Genomic DNA, 23,817 nt, shown 5'->3' with positions numbered 1-23,817 from the left:
CAGTCGAGCTCCGGTGAGGAGACTCCATGAAGTCCACGTCCTCCGGCCTGTTCTGCGCACTGCTGGCCGCCGCCGCGTTCGGCACCTCCGGCACCCTGGCCAAACCGCTGCTCGAGGCGGGCTGGTCGCCGGTCGCGGCGGTCACCGCGCGGGCCCTGACCGGCGGGCTCCTGCTGCTGCCGCTCGCCGTGCTCGCCCTGCGCGGGCGCTGGGCGGTGCTGTGGCAGGCCCGGGGGCGGGTGCTGATGATGGGCATGGCCGGGGTGGCCTGCACCCAGCTCGCCTACTACGCGGCGATCCAGACCATCCCGGTCTCGACGGCGCTGCTGATCGAGTTCCTGGCACCGCTGCTCCTGGTCGGTCACGCCTGGGCGCGAACCCGCAGGATCCCCGCCCCCACCGTGCTTTTCGGATCGGTGCTGGCGATCGCCGGCCTGCTGCTGGTGATCGGGCCGGGCGCCCTGCAGCCGGTCGACCCGGTCGGGCTGCTGTTCGCGTTCTGCGCCGCGGTCGGCTGCGCGGTGTATTTCCTGATCGCCGCCCGTACCGGTGACGGCCTGCCCCCGGTCGCCCTGGCCGCCTCCGGCCTGCTGGTCGGCGGCGTGACCCTGGCCGCGATCGGCGCCACCGGACTGCTTACCGTGACAACCAGTTTCGGCGAGCTCGACATGTTCGGCATCAACGCGCCCTGGTGGGTTCCCCTGCTCCTGCTCGCGGTGGTGGCCACCTCCCTGGCCTACGCGGTCGGAGTCACCGCCTCGGAGGCCCTGGGCTCGCGCCTGGCTTCGTTCGTCGGTCTGCTGGAGGTGGCCTTCGCCGCACTGTTCGCCTGGCTGCTGCTCGACGAGAAGCTCGGTGCACTGCAGATTCTGGGCGGCGTGTTCATTCTGGCCGGTATCGCCGCGGTCCGGGCCGAGAAGTCCGAGGTGCCCCCGCCCCAGCCGCTGGTCACTGATATTTCCGGGGAACCTGCCAGTGCCGTCCGAACTCAGTATTGAACGACTCGGGATCGAAAGGGCTGTCGCCCCCGGCCGGATAGCTGGTCAGCTCACCGAAAACAATGCGGTCGGGCAGGTGGTACAGGTCGACCCGCACGAAATCGGTCTCGCTGCCAAGCTTCTCGGCGATACCGATCATCTCGTCCAGCCGGGCCGGCGGGCCGGGCTCCGGATCGGCCCAGGCCGGCCCGCCACTTAGAGGCAGGTGCTTCCAGTCGGCGGTGAAGAAGTCGTGGGTACGCTCGGCGAAGCGCCCGGCGTCGACCTGCACGTACTGGCAGGTGCCGTGGAAGACGAAGAACTTGTAGTCGTCGGGGATGCCACCGTGCGCGTCGGTGAGCATCTCCTCCACGATCACCCGGGGCCGGATCTGACTGTAGGCCCATTCCCGGTTGGGGCCCTGGCCGTACAGCTTGCCCAGCCAGCCGCGCGCAATGGCGATCACCTCGCCCATCGGGGCGGCTTCGGGCCGCACGTGCCGGTACACCCAGCCCCACTGCGCCGACGGCAGGGTCGCCTCGGCCGGTGCCTGGGGTGAGACGACCAGCGCCACCCCGCTGCCGTGGGTGGGCTTGACCACGTAGCTCTCGGGCAGGTCGAGCCGCTCGAGATCCGCCGGGTCGTCGAGGATCCCGAACGATCCGGGCAGGTACTGCTCCCCCACGCGCGAGGCCACGTAGTCACGCACGGCCGCCTTGTCGGCGAAAGTGACCACCAGAGGACGATGGTCACGAAGCATCTTGTAACGCACCTTCTCGGTGAAGGTGGTTGGGCGGCGAGTGCGCAGCAGTCTCAGGCCGCGCACGAGAGTACTGCGTTCACGCCATTTCGGGCGTGCCGGAGCGGTCGTGGGCGCAGAGCCGAGAGAACTGCCGGTGCGGGTGGCGGATTCCACGCCCCCTGTTCTCCCACGCCCGCCGCGACCCGGCCACTCGCGGGGGCACCGGCTAACCCTCGGCGCGGTCCAGCAGTTCGGTGAGGGTGGTGAGCATGCCCTGCTCGGTGTTGGCCGGGGCGATCGCCGCGGCCCGGGCCAGCACCTCCGGGTGGGCGTTGGCCATCGCGAACGACCAGGTGGCGGTGTCGAGCATCTCCAGGTCGTTCAGGTAGTCGCCGAAGGCCACGGTCTGCTCGCGGGTGATGCCCAGGCGCTGCTGCAGCTGCTGCACCGCGGCGCCCTTGTTGGCACCCGAGGCCATGATGTCGACCCAGTGGTGGTTGGAGATCACGACCTGGCTGGCCTCGCGGAACCGGTCCAGCCGGGGCCCGGCCCCGGTCTCGGCGTCACCGAAGTCGAACACCGCGATCTTGAGCACCTCGTCGTCGGGCACCAGCAGGTCGTCGACGACCTCCAGCGCGGCGTAGTATTTGCGCACCTCCGACAAGAACGGCTCGTCCGCCCGCTCGACATAGGCCGAGCGCTTGCCGCACAGCACCACGCCGAGCTCCAGCTCGGTGCGGCCCAGCTCCCGCAGGTAGGTGATGGCCTCCACCACGATCGCCCGCGCCAGCGTGGTCGAGGCCAGCTCGAGGCCGTCCTTGACCAGGTAGGTGCCGTTCTCGGCGACGTAGGGGGTGTCGGCCGGGGCGCGCTCGAACAGGCGGCTCAGGGTGGCGTACTGCCGCCCGCTGGCGGGTACGAAGACGATCCCCCGGCTGTGCATCCGCTCCAGCAGCGGCCAGAACCTCTCGGGGATGCGACCCTCGCCGTCCAGCAGGGTGCCGTCCATGTCCGCCACCACCAGCCGCGGGTCGAACTCTTCGCGGCCGGCCCGGACCTGCGGGGTGGTCGGGGCGGACTCGGCGGTGCTGGACAAACCTGGCTCCTTGCAGTGAGGGGACACAGCCAATCTAGTTGCTGCATCAACCACGGTCGCGGGCCCGAGTGCTCGGACGTGAGGCAGGTCACCGGATGCCTACCATGCCGGACATGACCGAGGTGAATGACGCAGTCGTGGCCGACCTGCCCGACCTGGTGCACCTGCGCACCCAGATGTTCGTCGCGATGGGCCCGACGGAGACGGTGCCGGGCTGGCCGGAGCACGCCGAGCGCTGGTTCGCCGCCCTGATCGGCAGCACCGAGCACTGCATCAAGGTGATCCGGGTCGAGGGACGGGTGGTCTCGGGTGCGCTGGGATCGCTGAGTCGGTCCCAGCCGAGCCCGTCCCGGCCCTTCGGCCAGGACCTCTACATCAGCAATGTGTGCACGCTGCCCGAGTTCCGGGGCCGCGGCTACGCCACTGCGGTGTTCGAAGCGGTGCTGGACTGGGGACGGCAGCTGCCACCCCCGGTGCGGGCGAGGCTGTTCGCCACGGCGGAGGGTCACGGGATGTACCAGCGGGCGGGATTCGTGCCGAACACCTGGCCCGTGCTCGGGGTCGATCTGTAGCTGTGAGGTGGCCCTCCTCTGCATCTCGGTGGGCATGTCGGCCGGGCGGGGGCGGTTGCCCCAGTGGTGAACTCCGATTCCCGTCTGCACGGTGAGTACAAGGTCTCCGGCGGCAAGCTGGTGGTGGCCGACCTGACGGTGCGTCAGGGCCGGCTGGCCGACGTGGTGCTGTCCGGCGACTTCTTCCTCGAGCCGGACGAGGCCCTGGGCCGCATCAGCGACGCCCTCGAGGGCGTCTCCGCCTCCGCCCCGCTGTCCACGCTGGTGGAGGCGGTGGAGTCCGGCCGGCAGGACGCGGTGATGGTCGGCTTCGACCCGCCCGCCGTGGGCCTGGCCGTGCTGCGGGCCCTCGGGCGCTCGACGGCCTGGCGCGACCACCGGTTCGAGCTGCTCGACACCGGCCGGCAGCACCCGCACATGCAGATGGCGCTGGACGAGGTGATCGCCCGCCAGGTCGGGGCCGGGGAGCGCCCGCCGACCCTGCGGGTGTGGGACTGGGCCTCGAACGCGGTGATCATCGGCTCGTTCCAGTCGCTGTCGAACGAGGTCGACCGGGAGGCCGCCGACCGGCACGAGGCCACCGTGGTGCGCCGCATCTCCGGCGGTGGGGCCATGTTCGTCGAGCCCGGTAACACCATCACCTACTCGCTCTACGTTCCGGCCACCCTGGTCGAGGGCCTGAGCTTCGCCGACTCGTACGCGTTCCTGGACGCCTGGGTGATCCGCGCCCTGCGCGAGCTCGGCGTGGACGCCAGTTACGTGCCGCTCAACGACATCGCCTCACCGGCCGGCAAGATCGGCGGCGCCGCGCAGAAGCGCCTGGCCTCGGGCGCGGTGCTGCACCACGTGACCATGTCCTACGACATCGACGCGGCCAAGATGCTCGACATCATCCGGATCGGCCGGGAGAAGCTGGCCGACAAGGGCATCCGCAGCGCGGTCAAGCGGGTCGACCCGATCCGCTCGCAGACCGGCCTGCCCCGCGAGAAGGTGATCGAGGCGATGCTGGAGCACTTCCGCACCAGCTACGGCCTGGAACCGGCCCAGCTGGACGGGGCCACCCGGGCCGAGGCCGAGCAGCTGGCCGAGAGCAAGTACCGCGACCCGGCCTGGCTGGCCCGCGTGCCCTGATGTCGCAAAGTGAGACGCCCGGCCCGTCCGGTCGCCCTGACACTGGCCCGGAGGCGGCCGCCGTCGGCCGCGCCCGGGCGAGAGAAGGAGCCGGCCATGAAGGCGTTCGTCTACCACAGCGCGGGGAACGGCACCTGGCAGGACGTTCCTGATCCGGTCCTGCTCGAACCCACCGACGCGGTCGTCCGGGTCGACACCACCACGATCTGCGGCACCGACCTGCACATCCTGCAGGGCGACGTGCCGGCCGTCACCGAGGGCCGGATCCTCGGGCACGAGGCGGTCGGCACGGTCACCGCGGTCGGCCCGGCCGTCGCCGGGTTCGCCGTGGGCGACCGGGTCCTGGTGCCGGCGGTCACCCGGTGCGGCCGCTGCGGCTACTGCCAGCAGGGCATGCCCTCGCACTGCCAGAGCGTCGGCGGCATCGGCTGGATCCTCGGCCACCTGATCGACGGCACCCAGGCCGAGTTCGTGCGGGTGCCCTACGCCGACACCTCGCTGTACGCCGTGCCGGAGTCGGTCAGTGACGAGCAGGCGATCTTCCTGGCCGACTCGCTGCCCACCGGGTACGAGGTCGGGGTGCTGGCCGGTGACGTGCGCCCGGGCGACACCGTGGCCGTGATCGGGGCCGGCGCCGTCGGGCTGGCGGCGGTGCTCACCACCGGCCTGTGGGGCGCCTCCCGGGTGATCGCGGTCGACTCCAACAAGTTCCGGCTGGAGAAGGCGCTGGAGTTCGGTGCCACCGACACGGTCGAGGCCGGGCCCGGCACGGTGGCCGAGATCCTGGCCCTGACCGACGGTCTCGGCGTCGACGTGGCGATCGAGGCGGTCGGCTACCCGCAGACGCTGCTGACCGCCGTCGCGGTGACCCGCCCCGGCGGCACGATCGCCAACGTGGGCGTGCACGGCGCGCCGGTCGAGCTGCCGGTGCAGGACCTGTGGATCCGCAACATCACGCTGCGGATGGGCCTGGTGGACACCGTCTCGATCCCCACCCTGCTGAGAATGGTCGCCAGTGGCCGGATCCCGGCCGAGAAGATGGGAACCCACCGCTTCCACCTCGGGCAGATGGCCGAGGCGTACCAGACCTTCGCCGACGCCGCCGCCCACCAGGCGCTGAAAGTCGTGATCCGGCCGAGCTGACCGGCTTCAGCGCCCCTGTTCGCCGAGCCAGTCCCAGGCCTCCCCCAGCGTGCCGTCGAGGTCGCTGCCCCGCAGTTCGTCGACCACCGCCTCGGGGATCGGATAGCGGGTGCCCTCGCTGCGGGAGGCCAGCAGGGCGGCGAACAGGGCGTTCTCGCCCAGCGCGCGGCGCAGCGCCGGCACCACCTCGTCGTACTGGTTGCGGGCCAGGTCCTCCAGGGCCTCCACCGCCCAGCGCTCCGAGGGACCGGTGGTCTCGATCGGGGCGTCGAAGGTGGCGTCGGCCCCGGCGTGCACGCCGATCCAGAACGGCTCGGCCCGCGGGAAGGCACCCACCAGGGCCGCGGCCGGGAACCGGTACTGCTCCTCGGACGCGCCCACCCCGAAGACCTGGTGGTGGAACAGCGACCGCAGCTTGTGCAGGGCCAGCACCGAGGCCACGCAGCGCACGTGCTCGACCTGGCTGCGCCGGCGCACCAGGCCCTTCTCGTCCAGCACCGACCACAGGAACACCAGCAGGTCGTCCTCCGGCCCGGCGTCCCAGGTGGGCGGCAGCTCGGGCAGCAGCTGCGCCAGCTCGCCGAGGACCTCCTGCTCGTCGAGAGGCTCGAAGTCGTCCTCCTCGTCCTGGTCCGGCAGGGCCAGCGAGGGCAGCTCGGGCGTCACCGCCTCGTCCGGGCCCAGGCGCAGGTAGGCCAGGCTGCGCGCGACCAGGATGTCGTGCACGTCCTCGTCCAGCCCGACGAAGTCGACGATCCGTCGCAGGGCCGGCATCCACCAGCCGGTCAGGCGCTCCCCCAGCTTGTCGGCGGTGAAGCCGACCGGCAGGGCACTGCGCACCACCGTGCTCAGTCCCGGGTCCTGCTTGTCGAGGAACGCGAACCAGTAGGGGAACTGGGCGTCCAGGTGCTGCAGGTAGGTGCGCACCTCGGCGATCTCCCACAGCTGGGCCGACCGGCCGCCGTAGCCCTCGACGCTCAGGGTCACCGACTCCACGCTGCGCCGGGCCAACAGGGGGTTGGCCAGCAGCGGGGCGAGCAGGGCGAGCACCCCGGACACGTCCCGGGCCCGCACCTCCTCCGGGGAGACGGTCAGCTCCCAGCGGGTCTGCCCGGAGGCGAGCATGCGGGTGGCGGTGGCGTCGGAGGTCTCGAAGGGCACCAGGGTCTCGACGTCGTGCAGCGCCTCGTCGCAGGCGCGGACCACGGCGGTGCCGAGCGTCCGGGCGTCCTGGGCGCTGGTGGTGCGCAGCTCGATGAACCGCCCGTTGGCGCACTCCACGTCGGCGCGGTGACCTATCCCGTCCTGGGTCAGCTCGGCGCGCACCACCATCCGCACCTCGAACTGGGCGGCGACGGCCTGCTTGCGCCGGTCGAAGCTGATGCAGCGCTGCTGGGTGACCACGTGCAGGCGGCGCTGGGCGTGGTCCTCGGCCACGACGGCCCGGATCTTCTCACCGGCGCGCAGCATCGGCTGGATCAGGAGGGTGATGACTCCCGCCGCCATCGGGTCGAGCGTGGCCCCGGTGACCACGGCCGGGCCCGGGGGTGGCGTTTCGTCCCTTCCGCCCCCGTCGGACATGCCTTCGCGAACAATTTCCACACATGTGACCCTATGCAACGCGTGGGCCCGGAGAGGGGACCGCCCCGCCTACTTGCCCTTCGGGTCCTTCAATGGGTCGTGGCCCCAGTTCATCAGGGAGTAGCGCCAGGCGGTGTCGGTGACGTCGCCGGAGGGGCGCTGCGCCGAGTGCCGCCGTACGTAGCCGACCACCTTGGTCATGTGCTTGTCGTCGGCCTCGGTCAGGTCGGCCTGCTTCTTCTGCAGGATCGAGACGATGTGCCGGCCGGAGGAGTGCCCGGTGGACTCACCACCGTCCTTCTTCTGCCCCACCGACTTCGACTCCTCGGTGTCCAGCCACTTCTCCAGCTGCCTGGGCGTCATGTTCACGACTTCGCCGAACTCGCGACGGGTGTCTTCCGACTCACTCATGGTGACCAGTGATACCCCCGGGCGCCGGGCCGCGCAGTTCCGGACGGCAGCTCAGGACGGCAGTTCAGGTGCGCCGCAGCACCGAGACCACCTTGCCCAGGATCCGGGCCTGGTCGCCGTCGATGTCGGCGTACGCCGGGTTGCGGGGTTCCAGGACCACGTGCCCGTTGCGGCGGCGGAACACCTTGACGGTGGCCTCGTCGTCGATCAGGGCGGCGACGATCTCGCCGTTGTAGGCCTCCGGCTGCTGCTTGACCACCACGATGTCGCCGTCGCAGATGGCCGCGTCGATCATCGAGTCACCGCGCACCCGCAACCCGAACAGCGTGCCCTTGCCGACCAGGTCGCGGGGCAGGGGCAGGATCTCGTCGGAGATCTCCTGGGCCAGGATGGGCTGCCCTGCGGCGATGTCGCCGAGCACCGGCACACCGATGGTGCCTGGCCGTTCCGGTTCCGGCGCCGAGGGCTCGGCCAGGAACATCCGCACGTCGACCGGGCGGGTGGCCCGGCCCCGGCGCAGGAACCCCAGGTCCTCCAGGCGGCGCAGGTGCCGGCTGACCGTGGAGGCCGAGGCCAGCCCGGCCGCGTCGGCGATCTCGCGGGTGGTCGGCGAGTAGCCGTTGCGCAGCGCCGACTTCTGGATGATGCCCAGGATCTGCCGCTGCCGGTCGTTCAGGACCGATGTGTCCAAATCCTCCAGCACGCCGGGATTCTGTCAGACGTCGTTCGCCCTCAGTTCAGCAGTGTCGTGCTGGGGTGCACGCCGTACAGGCGCCGGTAGGCGGTGGCGAACCGGCCCGGGTTGCTGAACCCCCAGCGCCGGGCGATCTCGGTCACCGTGTCGCCGTAGGTGGGATCGGCCGCTCGCAGGTCCCGGTGCGCCTGTTCGAGCCGGATGCCCTGCAGGTACTTCATCGGGGTGCTGCCGTAGTGCCGGGTGAAGGCCTTCTGCAGGGCCCGGGAGCTGACCCCCGCGGCCTGGGCGATCTGGCCGAGGGTCAGGGGCTGGGCGCTGTAGGCGTACATGTGGGCCACCGCCCGCCGCAGCGTGGCCGGCCCGACGTGGCCGCCGTCGCTGAGGTACTGGCTGGTCATGATCGTGTTGGGGAACACGTTCAGGGCCGCGGTGGTCAGGGTGCGCACCAGGTGGGCCCGGATCAGCGGGCTGGCCAGGCAGGACTGCGCGGCCGTGGACTCCCGGTAGGTCATCCGCACGAGGTCGGCCCAGTAGCGGCCGGAGGCCCGGTCGAGCGGCACGTTGTCGAGGAACCGGACGTCGGTGGCCGGGGCGTCGGTCATCGAACCGGCGGCCTCGGCGATGCTGGCCAGCGGCAGGTGCAGGGTCATGAAGGTGGAGTGCGGCGTCCAGGTGGCGTGGGTGGCCTGCACGGTGTCGCTGCGCCACACCTCGCCCGGGCCGAGGGTGAGGTCCGGGCGGCCGGACCGGGCCTGGGTCATCGAGCCGTCGCCGACCAGGACGGTGGCGAAGGTGCTGAGCGGCTCGGACACCGAGCGCCCGGTGAACCCCCACCGCTGCACCCCGCAGGCCAGCTCACCGGTCTCGGCCCGCACCACCCGGAACTGGAACTCGCTGTCGACGGCGTCCAGGTCCAGCCGGGTGCGGGCGAAGATCCGCCCGATCAGCTGGGCCGCCACCTCCGGCCGGTCGGTCACCACCGACGAGGTCCGCACCGCGCCGCCCTCAGGATCCGCCATCGCAGCTTCCCCCGTCCTCCCGAGATCTAACTACGCGTCACTGTATAGCTACGGACAGATGACGAAGCAGCCATTCCGAAAGCGAACTCCGGGCCGGCCGGACTGGGCGCCGAGCGGTCGCGGCCGGTAGGCAGTACGGGCCCGCTCCTCCCTGCGGGTCGTCATAACCTGCCGGGCCGCACCGCCCAGGACCCCCTCCACCGGAGTGGTGCGGCCTGGCAGTAGACCGCTAGATTTGATTCATTCAAATCTGGGGGTCTATTGTCGGGGGACGACCCGTTCGGTTGGGAGGTCCGATGAACGACCACGATCTCGTCGACACCGGCGAGATGTACCTGAAGGCCGTCCTCGAGCTCGAGGAGGAGGGTGTCGCCGCCCTGCGCGCCCGGCTGGTGGAGCGCTTCGGCCATTCCGGCCCCACGGTCAGCCAGACCGTCGACCGCCTGCGCCGCGACCAGCTGCTCGACCTGGGCGCCGACCGCCGCATCACGCTGACCGTCACCGGGCGCACCACGGCCGGCGCCGTGATGCGCAAGCACCGGCTCACCGAGGTGTTCCTGCAGCAGGTGGTCGGCCTGGAGTGGCCGCTGCTGCACACCGAGGCCTGCCGCTGGGAGCACGTGGTCAGCGACCACACCGAGAGCTTGATCAACAAGCTGCTCGGGCACCCGCGACTGTCGCCCTACGGCAACCCGATCGCCGCCGGGCAGGCCGGGCCGGTGGAGAACCTGGCCCGCCTCGCGGCCTCGGCCGGCCGGACCGGCAGTGAACACCCGGCCCGCACGATCGCCTGGATCGGCGAGCCCCTCCAGGCCGACCCGGACGCGCTGCAGGAACTGCTCGACCTCGGCCTGACTCCCGGCGCCGCGATCGCCGCCCCCCGGGCCCAGGCCGCCACCGTGACCCTGACCCGGGGCGACGAGCACGAGGTGAGCCTGCCCGAACGGCTGGCCCGGCACCTGTTCGTCAGCACCGAGGCCCCGGGCCACCCCGGTCCGGAGCCGCTCGGCGCCGAGCTGGCCGGGGCCGGTACGGCCGGGTGAGCCGCCCCGGGCAGCAGCCGCTCTACAGGTAGAACGGCTGCTGTTCGGCCGGGTCGGCCTTGACCACGTCGAGCCGGGGCTCGGCCAGGAGGTCCTGCAGGGCGGCCTCGCCCGCCCCCACCCCGATCCAGTGCTGGTCCACGTCCTTGGCCACGCACCAGGCCCGGTCGGCCGGCCAGACGAAGGCCGGCACCAGATCCGACTCCGGCGTCTGCGACGTTGCGGGCAGCTGCCACTGCCCGACCTCCCGCAGCGGGCCCTCGAACAGGTAGTACGCCCGGTGCGGGATGCGCACCATCGGCTTGAAGCCGGGGATGGGTGTGTCCCAGCCGTCCCACAGGCAGAAGAAGGCTTCTTCCGGGGTGCCGGTGTGAGCGGCCAGGATCTGTACCACCAGCCGCATCTGCTCACCGTCGCCGAGCGCCTCCGGCGACGGGCTCACGTCGTTCTCGCTCTGGAACGGCCGCTCGGGGTCGGGCAGGATCCGCACCCGCACGTACCCGGGCAGGCCGGCCGGGCCGAAACCGGCCAGCTGGGTCCAGTCCTCCTCGGCCTCGGTGATCCACGACGCGGCCGGCAGATAGGACGAGGTCTTCACAGTCACCGCGTCATCCTGGCATCCCCGGGCGAACCCGGCCTCAGTCGAGGTAGCGCCACAGCGGCTGGGCGGCGGTGCGCTCGCGGCGCGGGCGCAGCAGCAGCGGGCGCAGGGCCGCGGTGTCCAGCGCCACCTCGTCGGCGACCAGGATCAGCGGATGGGCCGCCGCCAGGGTGACGATCTCCTCGTGGGTGGCGTCCTCCCAGCAGGGGTCGTCGACCACCGACACGTCGACCGCGGCACCGCCGGGCTCCGGCTGCAGGAGCACGCCGCACAGGTCCTCCCACCGCTGGGGCCGGGAGTAGTCGGTGCGGATCAGGATCGGGCCGGGGATTTCCGGTTCAGGCATGTGCGGGGACTCCTACAACCACAGGTCTGGTCATCGATGCTTGCGCTCCTTAGATGTCCGGACCGGCGGAAAAGGTCGCACAATTCTCGCGGCGGCTCTCAGCGGGCTCTCAGCCGGACCGGCCCTGAGCCCGTCGGGCCGCCCGGCGCTCCACGTAGCGGCGTGACTTCACGGCATTGCCGCAGTCGCCCATCGAGCACCAGCGGCGGCTGCCGTTGCGGCTGCGGTCGATGAAGACCCAGTGGCAGGCACCGCAGTGCTTGAGCCGCTCCAGGTCCGCCGGGTCAGCGGTGAGCAGCACGAACGCCCCGTGCGCGAGCGGCCAGAGCATGGCCTGCGCCGCCTCGGCGGGCCACCGCAGCCCGTGCCCGTGCAGCTCGGCGTGCTCGATGGCCTCGACCACGTAGGGCTGCAGCTGCGGCCAGGACCCGACGGGAGCCCCGGCGGTGACCGCGGTGAAGGTCTCGATCAGCACCTCGCGCAGTTCCTGAACGCGCTGCACCGCCCGCTGGGCCGCCGACGGGGAGACCGACCCGAGCAGAGCGTCCGTCTCGGCCTGGCTCAGCACGCCCACCCGCCGGGACCAGTCGAGGAGCTCGGGATACGTGGCCAGATGGTCGTACGGCGGGTGGCCGTCGGGCCGGTCCACCGTGTTCACCAGGTCGACGGCCGGGTGCCCACCCACGACAACCAGAGGACGGGGTGCTCGCCGGGGATTCTCAGCTGCGGTTTCCATCAAACGCGACTTTACCGGTTGAGCCTCGGGCCGGGCCATGGTTCAGTTACCGGTATGAGGCCGTTGAGTGGTAACACCAGGGCTGATCATCGCGGCGCGGCCGTCGCGGTGGTGTGCGCGGCCCAGTTCGCCGTGGTTCTCGACGTCACCATCGTCACCACCGCCCTGCCCGCCATCGGCGCCGACCTGGGCTTCTCCCCCGCCGCCCTGCCCTGGGTGTCCACCGCCTACGCCCTGGTGCTGGGCGGCCTGCTGGTGCCCGGCGGGCGGGTGGCCGACCTGCTCGGCCCCCGGCGCCTGTTCGGGCTCGGCACCGCCCTGTTCGCCCTGGCCTCGGTGGCCTGCGCGCTCGCCTGGTCGCCGGCCGTGCTCATCGCCGCCCGGATCGTGCAGGGCATCGGCTCGGCCCTGCTCTCGCCGGCCGCACTGTCGCTGCTCACCCAGGTCAGCGGGCCGGGAGCGGCGCGGCGGCGGGCCGTGGGGTGGTGGACGGCGGCCGCCGCCGGAGGCGGGGCCAGCGGGTGGGTGCTCGGCGGGGTACTGACCGAATACCTGGGCTGGCGCGCGGTTTTCGGGGCGGTCGCCGCGGTGGCGGCCGTGGTGCTGCTGGGCCTGGGCCGGGTGCCGGCCGGATCCCGGGTGCGGGACCGGGCCCTCGACGCACCGGGCGCCGTCCTGATCGCGACCGGGCTGGGCCTTCTGGGCTGGGGGCTGGCCCAGACCGGCGAGCACGGCCCCCTCCACCTCACCGCCGGGGCCCCGGTGCTGGCGGGCACGGCCGTGCTGGCCCTGTTCGCCCGCCACCTGCGCCGGGCGAAGGATCCCCTGATCCCACCGGGCCTGCTGCGCTCTCCCGGCACCGCGGGCGCCAACCTCACCGCCGTCGCCCTGACCGCCTCGACGTCACCGGCCATGTTCCTGGCCACCCTCTACGTGCAGCGGGTGCTCGGCCTCTCCCCCGGTCAGGCCGCCCTGCTGTTCCCCGTCTTCAACGTGGCCGTGATCGCAGGGTCGCTGGGTGGCCCGCCGCTGGTCCTGCGTCTGGGAGCCCGGCTCACGGCCCTGGCCGGATTCGCCGCCCTGGCGGCGGGCACCGCCGGAGCCACAGCGCTACCGGGTGGCGGTCGGCCGATCGTGCCCGTACTGCTGGTTTTCGCGCTGATGGGGGTGGGGCTGGGCGTCGCCTCGGTCGCCTCCACCCACACCGGCACCGAGGCAGCTGACCCGAAGACGCGCGGAGCCGCCTCGGGCGTCCTGAACTCCACCGCTCAGCTGGGCACCGCGCTCGGGCTCGCGGTGCTGACCCCCTTGGCGGTCTCCGCCCCGGCGGGCAGCATGACCGGCTACCGGCTGGGTTTCGCCGGCACCCTGCTGATCACCCTGGCCGGGGCGGCCGCCTGCCTGCTCATCCCGGCCCGGTCCGCACCCGCGCCGGTCGCCGCGACCGGAGGAACGATCAGCTCGGGACGCCGGTGGTGAGGTTGGCCCGCACCGGCAGGACCCGCCCGGTGCCGAGCTCGTAGGTCGCGGCCAGCACGCCAAGCCCCTTCTGCTGCACCGCGTCGCCGAGGATCTGCGAGCGCTGCTTCAGCAGCTGACTGGTGGAGTCGGCGTGCCACTGGGTCAGCTCGTCCAGGCCCACCAGGCCGGCGTTCTGGCCGTGGGCCATGTCGACGGTCAACCGGGCCACGACCTCGCGGATGTAGCCGCCGGGCACGGCGCCGGTCTCCAGCGTCTGGGCGGCCGCCTTGATCGCCCCGCACTTCTCGTGGCCGAGCACCAGGACCAGGTCCACGCCGAGCACCGCGACGGCGTACTCCAGCGAGCCCAGCACGGCGTCGTCGACCGCGTGCCCGGCCGTCCGGATCACGAACAGGTCGCCCAGGCCCTGGTCGAACAGGATCTCCGGGGGCACCCGGGAGTCGGAGCAGCTGAGCACGGCGGCGAACGGCGTCTGCCCGTCGACGAGCTCGGCCCGGCGGTGCGCGTCGCGCCCCGCCGCGGCACTGCTGCGGCCGCTGGACCAGCGCCGGTTGCCCTCCTGCAGGCGGGTCCAGGCCTCGCCGGAGCGGCTCGGGGCCGGCTTGCGCTGGCCGGGGATCCCCTTGAGGGTGAAGCGGGACGGCAGGGAAAGGCCGAAAAGATTGCTCACGGTGCTTCTTTCGGTGTCGGTGAACACGGGTTGCCTCAGCCGAGGACGGCGCGGGTGACGCCGGCCTGGTCGGCCAGCACGCCCTGGATCAGCTGCTGGGTCTGGTTGATCTCGTCGACCGCGTGCTGGATGCCGGCCAGCGAACCGGTGACCGCCTCGACCCGGCTCTGGATCGCGTTCACCCGGTCGCTGACGTCGGTGGTGGCCCGCTCGGTCTGCCCGGACAGCTGCTTGACCTCCTCGGCGACCACCGCGAAGCCCTTGCCCGACTCCCCGGCCCGGGCCGCCTCGATGGTCGCGTTGAGGGCCAGCAGCTTGGTCTGGGCGGCGATCGTCTGGATGTCCTGGACCACCTTGTTGATCTCCGAGCTGGCCTCGCCGAGCGCGGCGACCTGGGCGTTGGCCTCCGCGCTGAGCCGGCCCCCGCGGGAGGCCACGTCCGCGGCGGAGGTGACGTTGCGCTCGACCTCGCCGATCGAGTCCATCAGCTGTTCCCCGGCCTGGCGCAACGCCGCCCGGGAGCCCAGACGCTCCAGGGCCTGGCCGATCAGGAAAGCGGTGTTGCGCAGCGCCGACTCGCGGCTGCGGGACATCACCAGGGTGCGGGTGGCGAAGAAGTCGATGGTGCCGACGAAGCGCCCGTTCACGGTGATCGGCAGGCACACCCCCGACTTCACCCCGGCCCGCTGGGCGGCCGGGCGGCGCACGCAGTCGGTCAGCTCGCCCAGGTCCTCCACGAACACCAGGTCGTTGCGGGCCCAGGCCCGCCCGGACAGGCCGACGCCCCGGGCGAACGACGCCGAGAGGGTCACCTCGCGGAACTCCGGGTTCACGTCGCCGGACTCCTCGGCGAAGCGCAGCGCCCCGGCCGCCTCGTCCAGCCGCCAGAACGAGCCGTACTGCCAGTCGAAGTCGCGCCGGATCGTCTCCATCGCCAGCCGCAGCGCCTCGTCCTCGCTGCCGGCCGTGGTCAGTTCGCGGATCACGGTGGAGACCGCGTCCACGTCCTGCGCGGCCTTCTCCTGCCGGACCGTCTCGTGCAGCCGCTCCAGCGCCGAGGAGACCAGGACGCCGATCGCCCGCAGCACCGCCATCCGGTCGGCGGAGAGGGTCAGGACCTCGGTGGTGAAGAAGTCCATGGTCCCGATCACCTCGCCCTGCTCCAGGATCGGGAAGCAGATCCCGCTGCGCACGCCCTGCCGGGTCGCGACCGGGGCCCGCACGCAGTCGGTCACCGAGCCGATGTCCTCGACGAAGACCAGGTCGCGCTGCCGCCAGGCGCGGCCGGAGAGGCCCACCCCCTCGGCGAAGGTGGCCTCCAGGGTCACCGCCCGGAACTCCGGGCCGACGTCACCGCTGTCGACCCCGAACCGCAGCACGTCCTGTCCCCGGTCTCGCTCCCAGTAGGAGCCGTAGGCCCAGCCGAAGTGCTCACGCACCGACTCCAGCGACGCCTTCACCGCCTGCTCGATGCTGGTGGCCCGGCCGAGCTTGGCCACCACGTCGGTCACTGCGACCACGTCGGCGTGAGCGGCGGCCACCTGGTCCCGCACGGCCAGGTCCGGCTGGTTCCGTCGTCCGAACATCGATCACTCCACCTCGTCGGCCTGCACTGCCCGACCCTTCGGCGGCCGCAGCCCACGTGTTAGCGAAGAGTGACGTCTTCCCCCGGACGGTTGCCCGCCGTTCGGGAGGTCACGTCACTGCGCGCAGAGCGATGAGTTCTGGCCCCCGGCCCGGTCAAAGCCGGCATGTATGAGATTCCCGTGGCCTCCCGTCCCCCGCAGACCACGAAGTCGGCCGACGGCACCACCACCGCCTTCGACGTGTACGCACCCGAAAGTGCCGAGGGGCCGGTGGTGGTCGTGATCGGCGGCGCCAGCGCGCAGCGGCTCGACGGCACCGGCCTGGCCCAGGCCCTGGCCGCCGAGGGCTGCCTGGGCGTGGTCTACGACCGGCGGGGCCGCGGCGACAGCACCGACACCGCGCCCTACGCCGTGCAGCGTGAGGTGGAGGACATCGAGGCGGTCATCGAGGCGGTGCGCCCGGGCGGCCGCGCGGTGCTGGCGGGCTTCTCCTCCGGGGCCGCGCTGGCCCTGCAGGCAACGGCGGCGGGTGCTCCGGTCAGCGGTGTGGCCCCCTTCGAGCCGCCCTACCGGCTGGCCGACTCACCGCCCCTGCCCGCGGACTACACCACCACGCTGGAGCGCCTCACCGCGGCCGGCGACAACGACGGCGCCTTCGAGTACTTCCAGCTCAAGGCCGTGGGCCTGCCCCAGGAGACCGTCGCGGAGTTCCGGGCCGGCCCGATGTGGGCGCGCTTCGCCGCCGTGGCCCCCACCCTCGCCTACGACGGACACTGCCTCGGCGGTGACGACCAGTCGTTGCCGACCGAGCTGATCGGCCGGATCGGCGTGCCCCTCCTGGCCCTGGCCAGCACCGGCAGCCCGCCGTTCCTGCGCAGGCCCGCCGCGGCAGTGGCCGAGGCCGCCGCGCAGGGATCGTTCGAACTGCTCGAGGGCGAGTTCCACACCGCCCCCGACGCGACCATCGCGGCCCGGCTGGCCACGTTCGTCACCGGACTCCCCGGATAGGTCTCAGAACGGGAAGGGCCCGCGCGGCGTGTGGGTGCGGCAGATCAGCGCCCACTCGTCCAGGCCCAGCATGTAGACCGAGGTCACGAAGGCCTGGTAGCCGGGCAGCCACTCGGCGTCCAGGCCGACCTCGTAGTGGATCACCAGGTTGCCGCCCTCCATCAGGGTGAAGGCGGGCTCCGAGAGCGTCCAGGTGCGGATGGCCGGACGGTCCTTCCAGCCGCTGATCAGGTCGTCGCGGGAGGCCACCCGGTTCGGCAGCACGATGAACCCGTCCGACGCCATGTACTTGGCGAACCACCCCCGCACGTCACCGTTCGCCGAGTTCTCCCAGAACTCCTGCTCGATCTGCCAAGCGCGGTCCATCGATCGCCCATCGTCGTGAGAGACATCCGTCCTGTCCCGGGGCATGCTAGCCAGATCGGGGCCTTCGGGACGCGAGTGTCCACGGCGGCCCCCGGCCCACCCCTCAGGCGACCCCGGTGAGCAGGAACGCCGGAGCCGACCAGTAGTCGTACAGCGCACGCACCTGCACGTCCCGGAAGCCGGCCGCCGAGACCTGCTCCTGCCAGCGTCCGCTGCTCTGTTCCCAGGTGACCCGCGGCGCGCCCGGACGCAGCTGCCCCACCAGCACAGGCATCAGGAAGCCCTGGGCCACCAGGTCGAACTGCTCGGCGTCGTGCACGTACTCGGCCAGGCCCTGTTCGTAGGTGCGGGCCAGGCGGGTCAGCTGCTCCGGGCCACCAGGAACCTCGTCCGGCACGTCGAACTCGACGATGGCCAGGCGGTCCACGCGGGTGCGGAGCCGGGCCAGGGCCTCCGAACGTTCGTCTGGAGGCAGCGTGTGCAGGGCGAACGTGGACTCGGCCAGCGACCACCGCACACCCTCGGGAAGGCCGGCGAGCGCGGCCTGGAGCGAACTGGGGTGGGTGTGCACCTCCACTGCGGCGGGCACCTGCGGCAGCACCTGCTCCAGCAGGGCCGCCGAGGGTTCCACCAGGTCCAGCCGGGAGGGCCGGTGCCAGGACTGCTGCAGCGCCGGGAGCAGGGCCCGGCCGTTGCCGCAGCCGATGTCCACCAGCGAATCCGGCCGGTGCTGCTCGTACAGCCCGGCCAGAGCGGCACTGGTCTTCTCGTAGAGCGGGAGGTTGCCGCCGCCGGAGATGAAGGCCTCGAAGCCCGCCGGGGTGGCGTAAACCCCGCCCTGTGCACCGCTCTCGAGGTAACGGGTCAGGGCGGGGCCGAGCAGGCTCCCGCCCTGGGCCGCCACCACCGCCCGGAAGGCCTCGACGGTCACGACTGCGAGCCCAGGAGTTCGGCCATGTCCGGCAGGTCGAAGAACTCGGCGATCTGCACCGCCGAGGGATCCCCGGCATGCGGGTCGGCCCCCGCCGCGAGCAGCGTCTGCACGATCGCCACTTCGCGGCGGAACGTGGCTGCGCCCAGCGCGGTCTGACCCCGGTCGTTGACCCGAGCCGGGTCGGCCCCACGCTCCAGCAACAGCTCCACCGTCGCCGGCTGCTTGTAGTAGGCAGCCAGGATCAGCAGGGTGTCGCCCGAGCCGTTGGTCAGGTTCACCGGCACTCCGGCCGCCAGCCGCTCGCCCAGGGCGCCGGTGTCGCCGCTGCGGGCCAGGTCGAAGGTCGCCTGCAGGAACTCCAGCTCGGCCTCGGTCAGGGCGCTGCCTACCGATGTCACGGGCTCACCTCCGTCGCGATGACGGGCCGTCCCCGTCCGGACCGACCGTAGCCAATCGCCGGAAGTTCGCACCGGCACCGGGCCACCCGATCCGGCCTACGCACTACACCTCGGCCCCCGACCGGCCGATGGGCAGGCACAGGAACCCGGGGGGAGCGTGCGGTGCCAGAGTCACGGGGGTGGCAGCGGTACACGGCGATCTGCGCCGTGGCCGCGCTCGTCTACCTGCTCATCCCCTGGCCGGTGGTGCAGGCCGTCTACTCCACCCTGCTGCACACCTCCGCGTTCGTCGCGATCGTCGTCGGCGTGCACCGCCACCGGCCGTCGGTGCGCTGGCCCTGGTACCTGCTGGCCGCCCGGGTGGGCCTGTTCGCAGCCGGTGACGTCGTGTACTGGGTGCAGACGGTCTGGTTCGAGGAGGACGTGTTCCCCTCGATCGCCGACGCCCTGTTCGTGCCCTCCAACCTGGCCATCATCGCCGCCCTGATCGGCTTCACGATGGCCCGGCACACCGGCTGGGACCGCCCCGGCATGCTCGACGCCGCCGTCCTGTCGATCGGCGCCGGCATGCTGTTCTGGCTCTACCTGATCGCTCCCTCCGCCGACGACTCCCTGTCCCTGTTCGCCCAGGTCGTCTCGCTGGCCTACCCCGTGCTGGACCTGCTGGCGCTGGCCGTGCTGGTGCGCCTGACCATCACCGCCGGCGACCGCTCGACCGCCTACCGCCTGCTGGTCGGCGGGGTCGCCTGCCTGCTGGTCACCGACGTCCTCTACACGTTCATGGAACTGGAGGGCATCTACCTGTCCGGCAGCCCGCTGGACGTCGGCTGGATGGCCAATCACGTGCTCCTGGCGGCCGCCGCCCTGCACCCCTCCATGCCCGCGATCTCCCAGTCCGCCGAGCCCGCCCGGGTCTCGGTGATCGGCCGTCGCCGCCTCTACGGCCTGGCCGCCGCCAGCCTGATGGCGCCGCTGGTCCTGCTGATCGAGTGGCTGCGCGGCGGCCCGATCGACGCCCCACTGATCGCCTTCGGCTGCATCGCCCTGTACCTGCTGGTCCTGGCCCGGCTGCAGGGAGTGGTGGGGCAGCTGGGCGAACTGCTGCAGACGGCCCAGTCGCAGGCCAACACCGACCAGCTCACCGGTCTGGCCAACCGCCGGCTCTTCCACAACCACTGGGAGAAGAACCTCACCGACCGCCCCGGACCGACCGCCCTGCTGTACGTCGACCTGGACGGCTTCAAGGCGATCAACGACACCCTCGGCCACGAGAGCGGCGACGCGGTGCTGCGCACCGTAGCCCAGCGGATCGTCGCGGTGGTGCGCTCCGGGGACGTGGTCGCCCGGCTCGGCGGCGACGAGTTCGCGGTGATCCTGCCGGGTGCCAGCGACGACCAGGCCGACGACATCGCGGCCCGCATCCTGGCCACGGTCAGCCGCCCGATCGACATCGACGGCAACCGGGTCGGGGTGGGCGCCAGCATCGGCGTGGTCCTGGCCCCGCAGGGCGCCGACCCCGAGCAGGAGATCAAACGCGCCGATACAGCCATGTACGCCGCCAAAACCGGCGGCCGGGGGCAGGTCCGACGGGTCTGAGAGGGGGTGTAGCCCGCCCCGGAGTGCTTACTTGCCAACCTTTGGCAATAAGGTGCGGCGGGTGACCTCGAGCCCGCCGATCCGCACCCCCACCCCGCTGGAGGGGCTGCGGCTGATGTGGCCCCTGGCCCGCCACGGCCGCCGCTACTTCCTCGCCTCGGCGGCACTCGCGCTGGCCGGCACGCTCTGCCAGCTGGTGCCCTACTGGGCCGTCTACCACGCGCTCGAGGCCGTGGTCGCCGGCACCACCGACTCCAGAGCAGTGCTTTTGGACGGGGTACTCGCCTTGGTCGGTGTCGTCGGGATGGCCGGGTTGCTGGGTGCGTCGACCTGGACCTCCCACCGGGCCGCCTTCGCCACCCTGGAGCACCTGCGCCTGAAGATCGGCGAGCGGCTGGGACAGGTGCCCCTGGGGCATCTCACCCGCCGCCGCTCCGGGGAGATCCAGCGCATCCTCAACGACGACGTGGAACGGCTGGAGTCCTACCTCGCCCACGCCGTACCCGACCTGATCTCCACCGCCGGCGTCCTGTTCGGCACCACGGCCTGGCTGCTGTGGGTGGACTGGCGGATGGGCCTGGTCTCCCTGTCGGTGGTGGTCGTCTCCCTGCCGCTGATGCTGCGCGGCGCTGCCCTGGGGGCCGAGCAGACCCAGGACTACGGCGCCGCGATGGCCACCATGAACGGCTCGATGGTCGAGTTCGTGCGGGGTCTGCCGGTGATCCGGACCTTCCACCGACGCGGCGACGACGCCGACCCGTTCGCCGAGACATCTGCCGCGATCCGGGCCGCCACCGGATTCCAGGCCGAGTGGGGACGCCGGCTGGTGCCCACCTACACGCTCTTCTACACGTTGCTGGCCAGCAACGTGGTGGTGATCCTGCCGGCCGGGCTGCTGCTGTGGCAGGGCGGCCGCCTGGGCACTGCCGACCTGCTGTTCTTCCTGGTGGTCGGGCTCGGCTACACCTCGTCGCTGATGAAGCTCATGCAGCTGACCACCCAGCTGGGCCGGCTCGGCCTGGGCGCCGCCCAGATCGTCGACCTGGGCCGCACGCCGGTGCTGCCGCAGCCGGAGCAGGACGCCGACCTGGGCGAGCCCTCGGTGCAGATGCACGACGTCCACTTCGCCCACACCGACCTGGACGGCCGCGCGCACCCGGCGCTCTCCGGCGTCTCGTTCCGCGCCCTTCCGGGAACGATGACCGCGGTCGTCGGCCCCTCCGGCGCCGGCAAGTCCACCCTGGCCTCGCTGATCTGCCGCTTCTGGGACGTGGACGAAGGACGCGTGGAGGTCGGCGGGGTGGACGTGCACCGGATGCTTTTCCGGCAGCTGATGTCGCAGGTCGCCTTCGTCCTGCAGGACACCTTCCTGTTCGACGACACGATCGAGGCCAACCTGCGCCTGGCCCGCCCCGACGCCACCACCGAGGAACTGCACGCCGCCGCCCGCGCGGCCCGCGCCCACGAGTTCGTCAGCGCCCTGCCCGAGGGCTACCACACCCGCATCGGCACCCGCGGGGCCCGGCTGTCCGGCGGTGAGCAGCAGCGCCTGTCGATCGCCCGGGCCCTGCTGAAGAACGCCCCGATCATCGTGCTCGACGAGGCCACCGCCTACGTCGACCCGGAGAACGAGGCCGCCCTGCAGGACGCCCTGTCCAGCCTGGTGCGCGGGCGCACCCTGATCGTGGTCGCGCACCGGCTCTCCACCGTGGTCGGCGCCGACCAGATCCTGGTGCTCGACCAGGGCCGGATCGCCGAGCGCGGCCGGCACAGCGAACTCCTCGCCGCCGACGGGCTCTACGCCCGCCTCTGGACCGCCTTCGAAGGCGGGCCCGACCTGCCCTCGGCCGAACTCCAGGAGCAGGCCCGATGAGCGCCCTCGGCACCCACGAGCACCGCCACATCTCCCCCACGCCAGAGACTGCCGAGGCGCCCGGAGTCTCCCCGATCCGGGCCCTCTGGTCCGTCTTCGGTGACCGCCGGCGTCCATTGGTTCTGGCGGTCGTCCTGCGCGCCCTGGCCGCCGCCTGCATGGGTGTGCCGGTGGCGGTGATCGCCTGGAGCGTCGAGCAGATCCGCACCGAAAACCTCACCCAGAACGACGCACTCGGCGCGAGCGCGGTGGTGGTCGCCGCCGTGGCCGGGCAGTACCTGCTCTGGTTCGGGGCCAACCACCTGGCCTGGGTGAGCACCTTCCACGCGGTCGGCGAGGGCCGCATCGACGCCCTGCGCCACGTGGAGCGACTACCGGTCGGCACGGTGGCCGCCCGTGGCTCGGGCGACATCAGCGCGGTGCTGGGCGCCGACCACGAGCAGATCGCCCTGTTCGCCCACGCCGGCCTGATGAACCTGGTCGGCGGGGCCGCCCTGCCGGTGGCCACCCTGGCCGGGCTGGCCGTGGTCGACCCCCTGCTGGCCGGGGTGACGGCGCTCAGCATCGTCGCCGCCGCCCCGGTGTTCGTCCTGGTCAACCGCGCCTTCGCCGAGCAGTCGCTGAGCCGCGCCGACACCCTGGCCGAGGCCAACGGCCGGATCGTCGAGTACGTCCAGGGCATCGCCACCGCCCGCTCCTTCCACCAGGTCGGGCCCCGGCTGATCTGGTACCGCGAGGCGGTGGCCCGGATGCGCGCGGTCAACGACGCGCTCGCGGTGAGGATCACCCCGCTGGCCTACGTCTCGATCGGGGTGGTGTTCCTGGGCGTGCCGCTGGTCGTCGCCGGGTGCGGGTACGGCTTGCTCGGCGGTCAGGTGGACGCCTTCACCGCCGTGGTCTTCCTGGTCGTGGTGCTGCGCGTGTACACCCCGCTGGTGCAGGTGGCCGTGGAGGCCGAGGCCCTCCGGCTGACCGATGCCTCGCTGCAGCGCATCGCCCGGCTGCGATCCCTGGCCCCGCAGTCTTTTCCCGCCCGCGAGACGGCCTGGCCGGTGGGTCACGAACTGACCTTCGAAAAGGTGCGTTTCGGCTACCGCGCCGACCAGCCGGTGCTCAGCGACATCGATTTCGCCGCCGCTCCCGGCACCACCACGGCCCTGGTCGGGCCCTCCGGCGCCGGGAAGTCCACGCTGCTGGCCCTGGCCGCGCGGTTCCACGACCCGGACGCCGGCACCGTGCGCCTGGGCGGCGTACCGCTGACCGACCTCACCCAGGACCAGCTGTTCGACGCGGTCACCGTGGTGTTCCAGGACGTGTACCTGTTCCAGGGCACCATCCGCGACAACATCGCCCTGGGCCGGCCCGAGGCCACCGACGAGGAGGTTCAGGCGGCGGCCCGGGCGGCCCGCTGCCACGACTTCGTCAGCGCCCTGCCCGACGGCTACGCCACCCGGATCGGCGAAGGCGGGCAGACCCTTTCCGGCGGCGAACGTCAGCGTCTGTCGATCGCCCGGGCCATCCTCAAGAACGCGCCGGTGGTGCTGCTGGACGAGCCCACCTCCGCCCTGGACCCCCTGAACGAGCAGGCGATCCAGGCTGCGCTCGGTGAACTGACCGCCGGGCGAACGGTTCTGGTGGTGGCGCACCGGCTGAGCACGATCCGCGACGCGGACCAGATCCTGGTGCTCGACTCCGGCCGGATCGCCCAGCGCGGCCGCCACGAGCACCTGCTGAGCCGGCCGGGGATGTACCGGCGGTTGTGGAGCGAACGTGAGCGGGCAGCCAACTGGCGGCTGAACACCTAGGCCG

Annotated in this window: 24 protein-coding genes; 10 read left to right on the top strand and 14 right to left on the bottom strand. The window is 72.1% G+C overall.

Annotated elements, in window-relative coordinates; translation table 11 throughout:
- Positions 1-26: 26 nt before the first annotated feature.
- The gene (locus LWF15_RS13500) at positions 27-998 is read left to right on the top strand and encodes an EamA family transporter (RefSeq protein WP_232810989.1); all 972 of its coding nucleotides are present in this window, start codon (positions 27-29) and stop codon (positions 996-998) included.
- Here LWF15_RS13500 and LWF15_RS13495 read toward each other — a convergent pair.
- Both LWF15_RS13495 and LWF15_RS13490 read right to left on the bottom strand, forming a co-directional pair.
- Positions 949-1,803: an ATP-grasp fold amidoligase family protein gene (locus tag LWF15_RS13495; RefSeq protein ID WP_232810988.1), complete on the bottom strand. Its 855-nt coding sequence runs from the start codon at positions 1,801-1,803 to the stop codon at positions 949-951. The genes LWF15_RS13500 and LWF15_RS13495 overlap by 50 nt on opposite strands.
- A gap of 142 nt (positions 1,804-1,945) precedes the next feature.
- Positions 1,946-2,815 carry a Cof-type HAD-IIB family hydrolase gene (locus tag LWF15_RS13490; RefSeq protein ID WP_232810986.1) on the bottom strand — a complete coding sequence of 290 codons (870 nt, stop codon included), beginning with the start codon at positions 2,813-2,815 and terminating at the stop codon, positions 1,946-1,948.
- Between the two features lie 113 nt (positions 2,816-2,928).
- On the opposite strand from LWF15_RS13490, the gene LWF15_RS13485 reads away from it, so the two are divergent.
- The 3 genes from LWF15_RS13485 (at position 2,929) to LWF15_RS13475 (ending at position 5,661) form a co-directional block, all read left to right on the top strand.
- A complete protein-coding gene (locus LWF15_RS13485) occupies positions 2,929-3,387 on the top strand; it encodes a GNAT family N-acetyltransferase (RefSeq protein ID WP_232810984.1) in 459 nt (152 codons plus the stop codon).
- 84 nt (positions 3,388-3,471) lie between these two features.
- Entirely contained in the window at positions 3,472-4,518 is a 1,047-nt protein-coding gene (locus tag LWF15_RS13480) for a lipoate--protein ligase family protein (protein WP_269810135.1), read from the top strand.
- Between the two features lie 96 nt (positions 4,519-4,614).
- Positions 4,615-5,661, top strand: coding sequence for a zinc-binding dehydrogenase (locus LWF15_RS13475; protein ID WP_232810981.1), 1,047 nt, complete (start codon positions 4,615-4,617; stop codon positions 5,659-5,661).
- Positions 5,662-5,667: 6 nt separating this feature from the next.
- Here the strand turns inward: LWF15_RS13475 and LWF15_RS13470 are convergent, their stop codons facing one another.
- From LWF15_RS13470 to LWF15_RS13455, 4 genes are all read right to left on the bottom strand, one after another.
- Positions 5,668-7,263, bottom strand: a complete 1,596-nt coding sequence (locus LWF15_RS13470; RefSeq protein WP_232810979.1) for a hypothetical protein — start codon at positions 7,261-7,263, stop codon at positions 5,668-5,670.
- A 48-nt stretch (positions 7,264-7,311) separates the two neighbouring features.
- Entirely contained in the window at positions 7,312-7,653 is a 342-nt protein-coding gene (locus tag LWF15_RS13465) for a DUF3140 domain-containing protein (protein WP_232810977.1), read from the bottom strand.
- 64 nt (positions 7,654-7,717) lie between these two features.
- Positions 7,718-8,356, bottom strand: a complete 639-nt coding sequence (gene lexA / locus LWF15_RS13460; RefSeq protein ID WP_232810976.1) for a transcriptional repressor LexA — start codon at positions 8,354-8,356, stop codon at positions 7,718-7,720.
- Between the two features lie 29 nt (positions 8,357-8,385).
- A complete protein-coding gene (locus LWF15_RS13455; RefSeq protein ID WP_232810974.1) occupies positions 8,386-9,369 on the bottom strand; it encodes an AraC family transcriptional regulator in 984 nt (327 codons plus the stop codon).
- Positions 9,370-9,665: 296 nt separating this feature from the next.
- Here LWF15_RS13455 and LWF15_RS13450 point away from each other — a divergent pair, with 296 nt between their 5' ends.
- Positions 9,666-10,412, top strand: a complete 747-nt coding sequence (locus LWF15_RS13450; protein ID WP_232810972.1) for a metal-dependent transcriptional regulator — start codon at positions 9,666-9,668, stop codon at positions 10,410-10,412.
- A gap of 22 nt (positions 10,413-10,434) precedes the next feature.
- Here LWF15_RS13450 and LWF15_RS13445 read toward each other — a convergent pair whose 3' ends face one another.
- From LWF15_RS13445 to LWF15_RS13435, 3 genes are all read right to left on the bottom strand, one after another.
- Positions 10,435-11,016: a hypothetical protein gene (locus tag LWF15_RS13445; RefSeq protein ID WP_232810971.1), complete on the bottom strand. Its 582-nt coding sequence runs from the start codon at positions 11,014-11,016 to the stop codon at positions 10,435-10,437.
- Between the two features lie 34 nt (positions 11,017-11,050).
- Entirely contained in the window at positions 11,051-11,359 is a 309-nt protein-coding gene (locus LWF15_RS13440; RefSeq protein ID WP_232810970.1) for a DUF6924 domain-containing protein, read from the bottom strand.
- A 109-nt stretch (positions 11,360-11,468) separates the two neighbouring features.
- Positions 11,469-12,095, bottom strand: coding sequence for a CGNR zinc finger domain-containing protein (locus LWF15_RS13435; RefSeq protein ID WP_232810968.1), 627 nt, complete (start codon positions 12,093-12,095; stop codon positions 11,469-11,471).
- Between the two features lie 63 nt (positions 12,096-12,158).
- Between LWF15_RS13435 and LWF15_RS13430 the strand changes: the two genes are divergently transcribed.
- Complete coding sequence (locus LWF15_RS13430; RefSeq protein WP_232810966.1) at positions 12,159-13,574, top strand: MFS transporter; 1,416 nt, start codon at positions 12,159-12,161, stop codon at positions 13,572-13,574.
- Here the strand turns inward: LWF15_RS13430 and LWF15_RS13425 are convergent.
- A complete protein-coding gene (locus LWF15_RS13425) occupies positions 13,552-14,196 on the bottom strand; it encodes a carbonic anhydrase (RefSeq protein WP_352396533.1) in 645 nt (214 codons plus the stop codon). The genes LWF15_RS13430 and LWF15_RS13425 overlap by 23 nt on opposite strands.
- Positions 14,197-14,282: 86 nt before the next feature.
- On the bottom strand, positions 14,283-15,833 hold the full coding sequence (locus LWF15_RS13420; protein ID WP_232810962.1) for a GAF domain-containing protein: 1,551 nt from the start codon (positions 15,831-15,833) through the stop codon (positions 14,283-14,285).
- Positions 15,834-16,013: 180 nt separating this feature from the next.
- Between LWF15_RS13420 and LWF15_RS13415 the strand changes: the two genes are divergently transcribed.
- The gene (locus LWF15_RS13415; RefSeq protein ID WP_232810960.1) at positions 16,014-16,841 is read left to right on the top strand and encodes an alpha/beta hydrolase family protein; all 828 of its coding nucleotides are present in this window, start codon (positions 16,014-16,016) and stop codon (positions 16,839-16,841) included.
- 3 nt (positions 16,842-16,844) lie between these two features.
- Here LWF15_RS13415 and LWF15_RS13410 read toward each other — a convergent pair whose 3' ends face one another.
- From LWF15_RS13410 to LWF15_RS13400, 3 genes are all read right to left on the bottom strand, one after another.
- Positions 16,845-17,207 carry a hypothetical protein gene (locus LWF15_RS13410; protein WP_232810958.1) on the bottom strand — a complete coding sequence of 121 codons (363 nt, stop codon included), beginning with the start codon at positions 17,205-17,207 and terminating at the stop codon, positions 16,845-16,847.
- A gap of 103 nt (positions 17,208-17,310) precedes the next feature.
- Positions 17,311-18,138, bottom strand: a complete 828-nt coding sequence (locus LWF15_RS13405) for a class I SAM-dependent methyltransferase (protein WP_232810956.1) — start codon at positions 18,136-18,138, stop codon at positions 17,311-17,313.
- Positions 18,135-18,539, bottom strand: coding sequence for an ankyrin repeat domain-containing protein (locus LWF15_RS13400; protein ID WP_232810954.1), 405 nt, complete (start codon positions 18,537-18,539; stop codon positions 18,135-18,137). The genes LWF15_RS13405 and LWF15_RS13400 overlap by 4 nt, the downstream gene beginning before the upstream one ends.
- Before the next feature lie 162 nt (positions 18,540-18,701).
- Here LWF15_RS13400 and LWF15_RS37495 point away from each other — a divergent pair, with 162 nt between their 5' ends.
- From LWF15_RS37495 to LWF15_RS13385, 3 genes are all read left to right on the top strand, one after another.
- Complete coding sequence (locus LWF15_RS37495) at positions 18,702-20,135, top strand: GGDEF domain-containing protein (protein WP_232810952.1); 1,434 nt, start codon at positions 18,702-18,704, stop codon at positions 20,133-20,135.
- A 61-nt stretch (positions 20,136-20,196) separates the two neighbouring features.
- Complete coding sequence (locus LWF15_RS13390; protein WP_232810950.1) at positions 20,197-22,008, top strand: ABC transporter ATP-binding protein; 1,812 nt, start codon at positions 20,197-20,199, stop codon at positions 22,006-22,008.
- A complete protein-coding gene (locus LWF15_RS13385) occupies positions 22,005-23,813 on the top strand; it encodes an ABC transporter ATP-binding protein (RefSeq protein WP_232810949.1) in 1,809 nt (602 codons plus the stop codon). Before LWF15_RS13390 ends, LWF15_RS13385 begins: the two co-directional genes overlap by 4 nt.
- The last annotated feature ends 4 nt before the right edge of the window (positions 23,814-23,817 follow it).

Source organism: Kineosporia rhizophila, assembly GCF_021277265.1.
Classification (GTDB): domain Bacteria; phylum Actinomycetota; class Actinomycetes; order Actinomycetales; family Kineosporiaceae; genus Kineosporia; species Kineosporia rhizophila.
The sequence above is the reverse complement of the archived record's forward strand: the minus strand, read 5'-3'. Positions and strand labels throughout refer to the sequence as shown.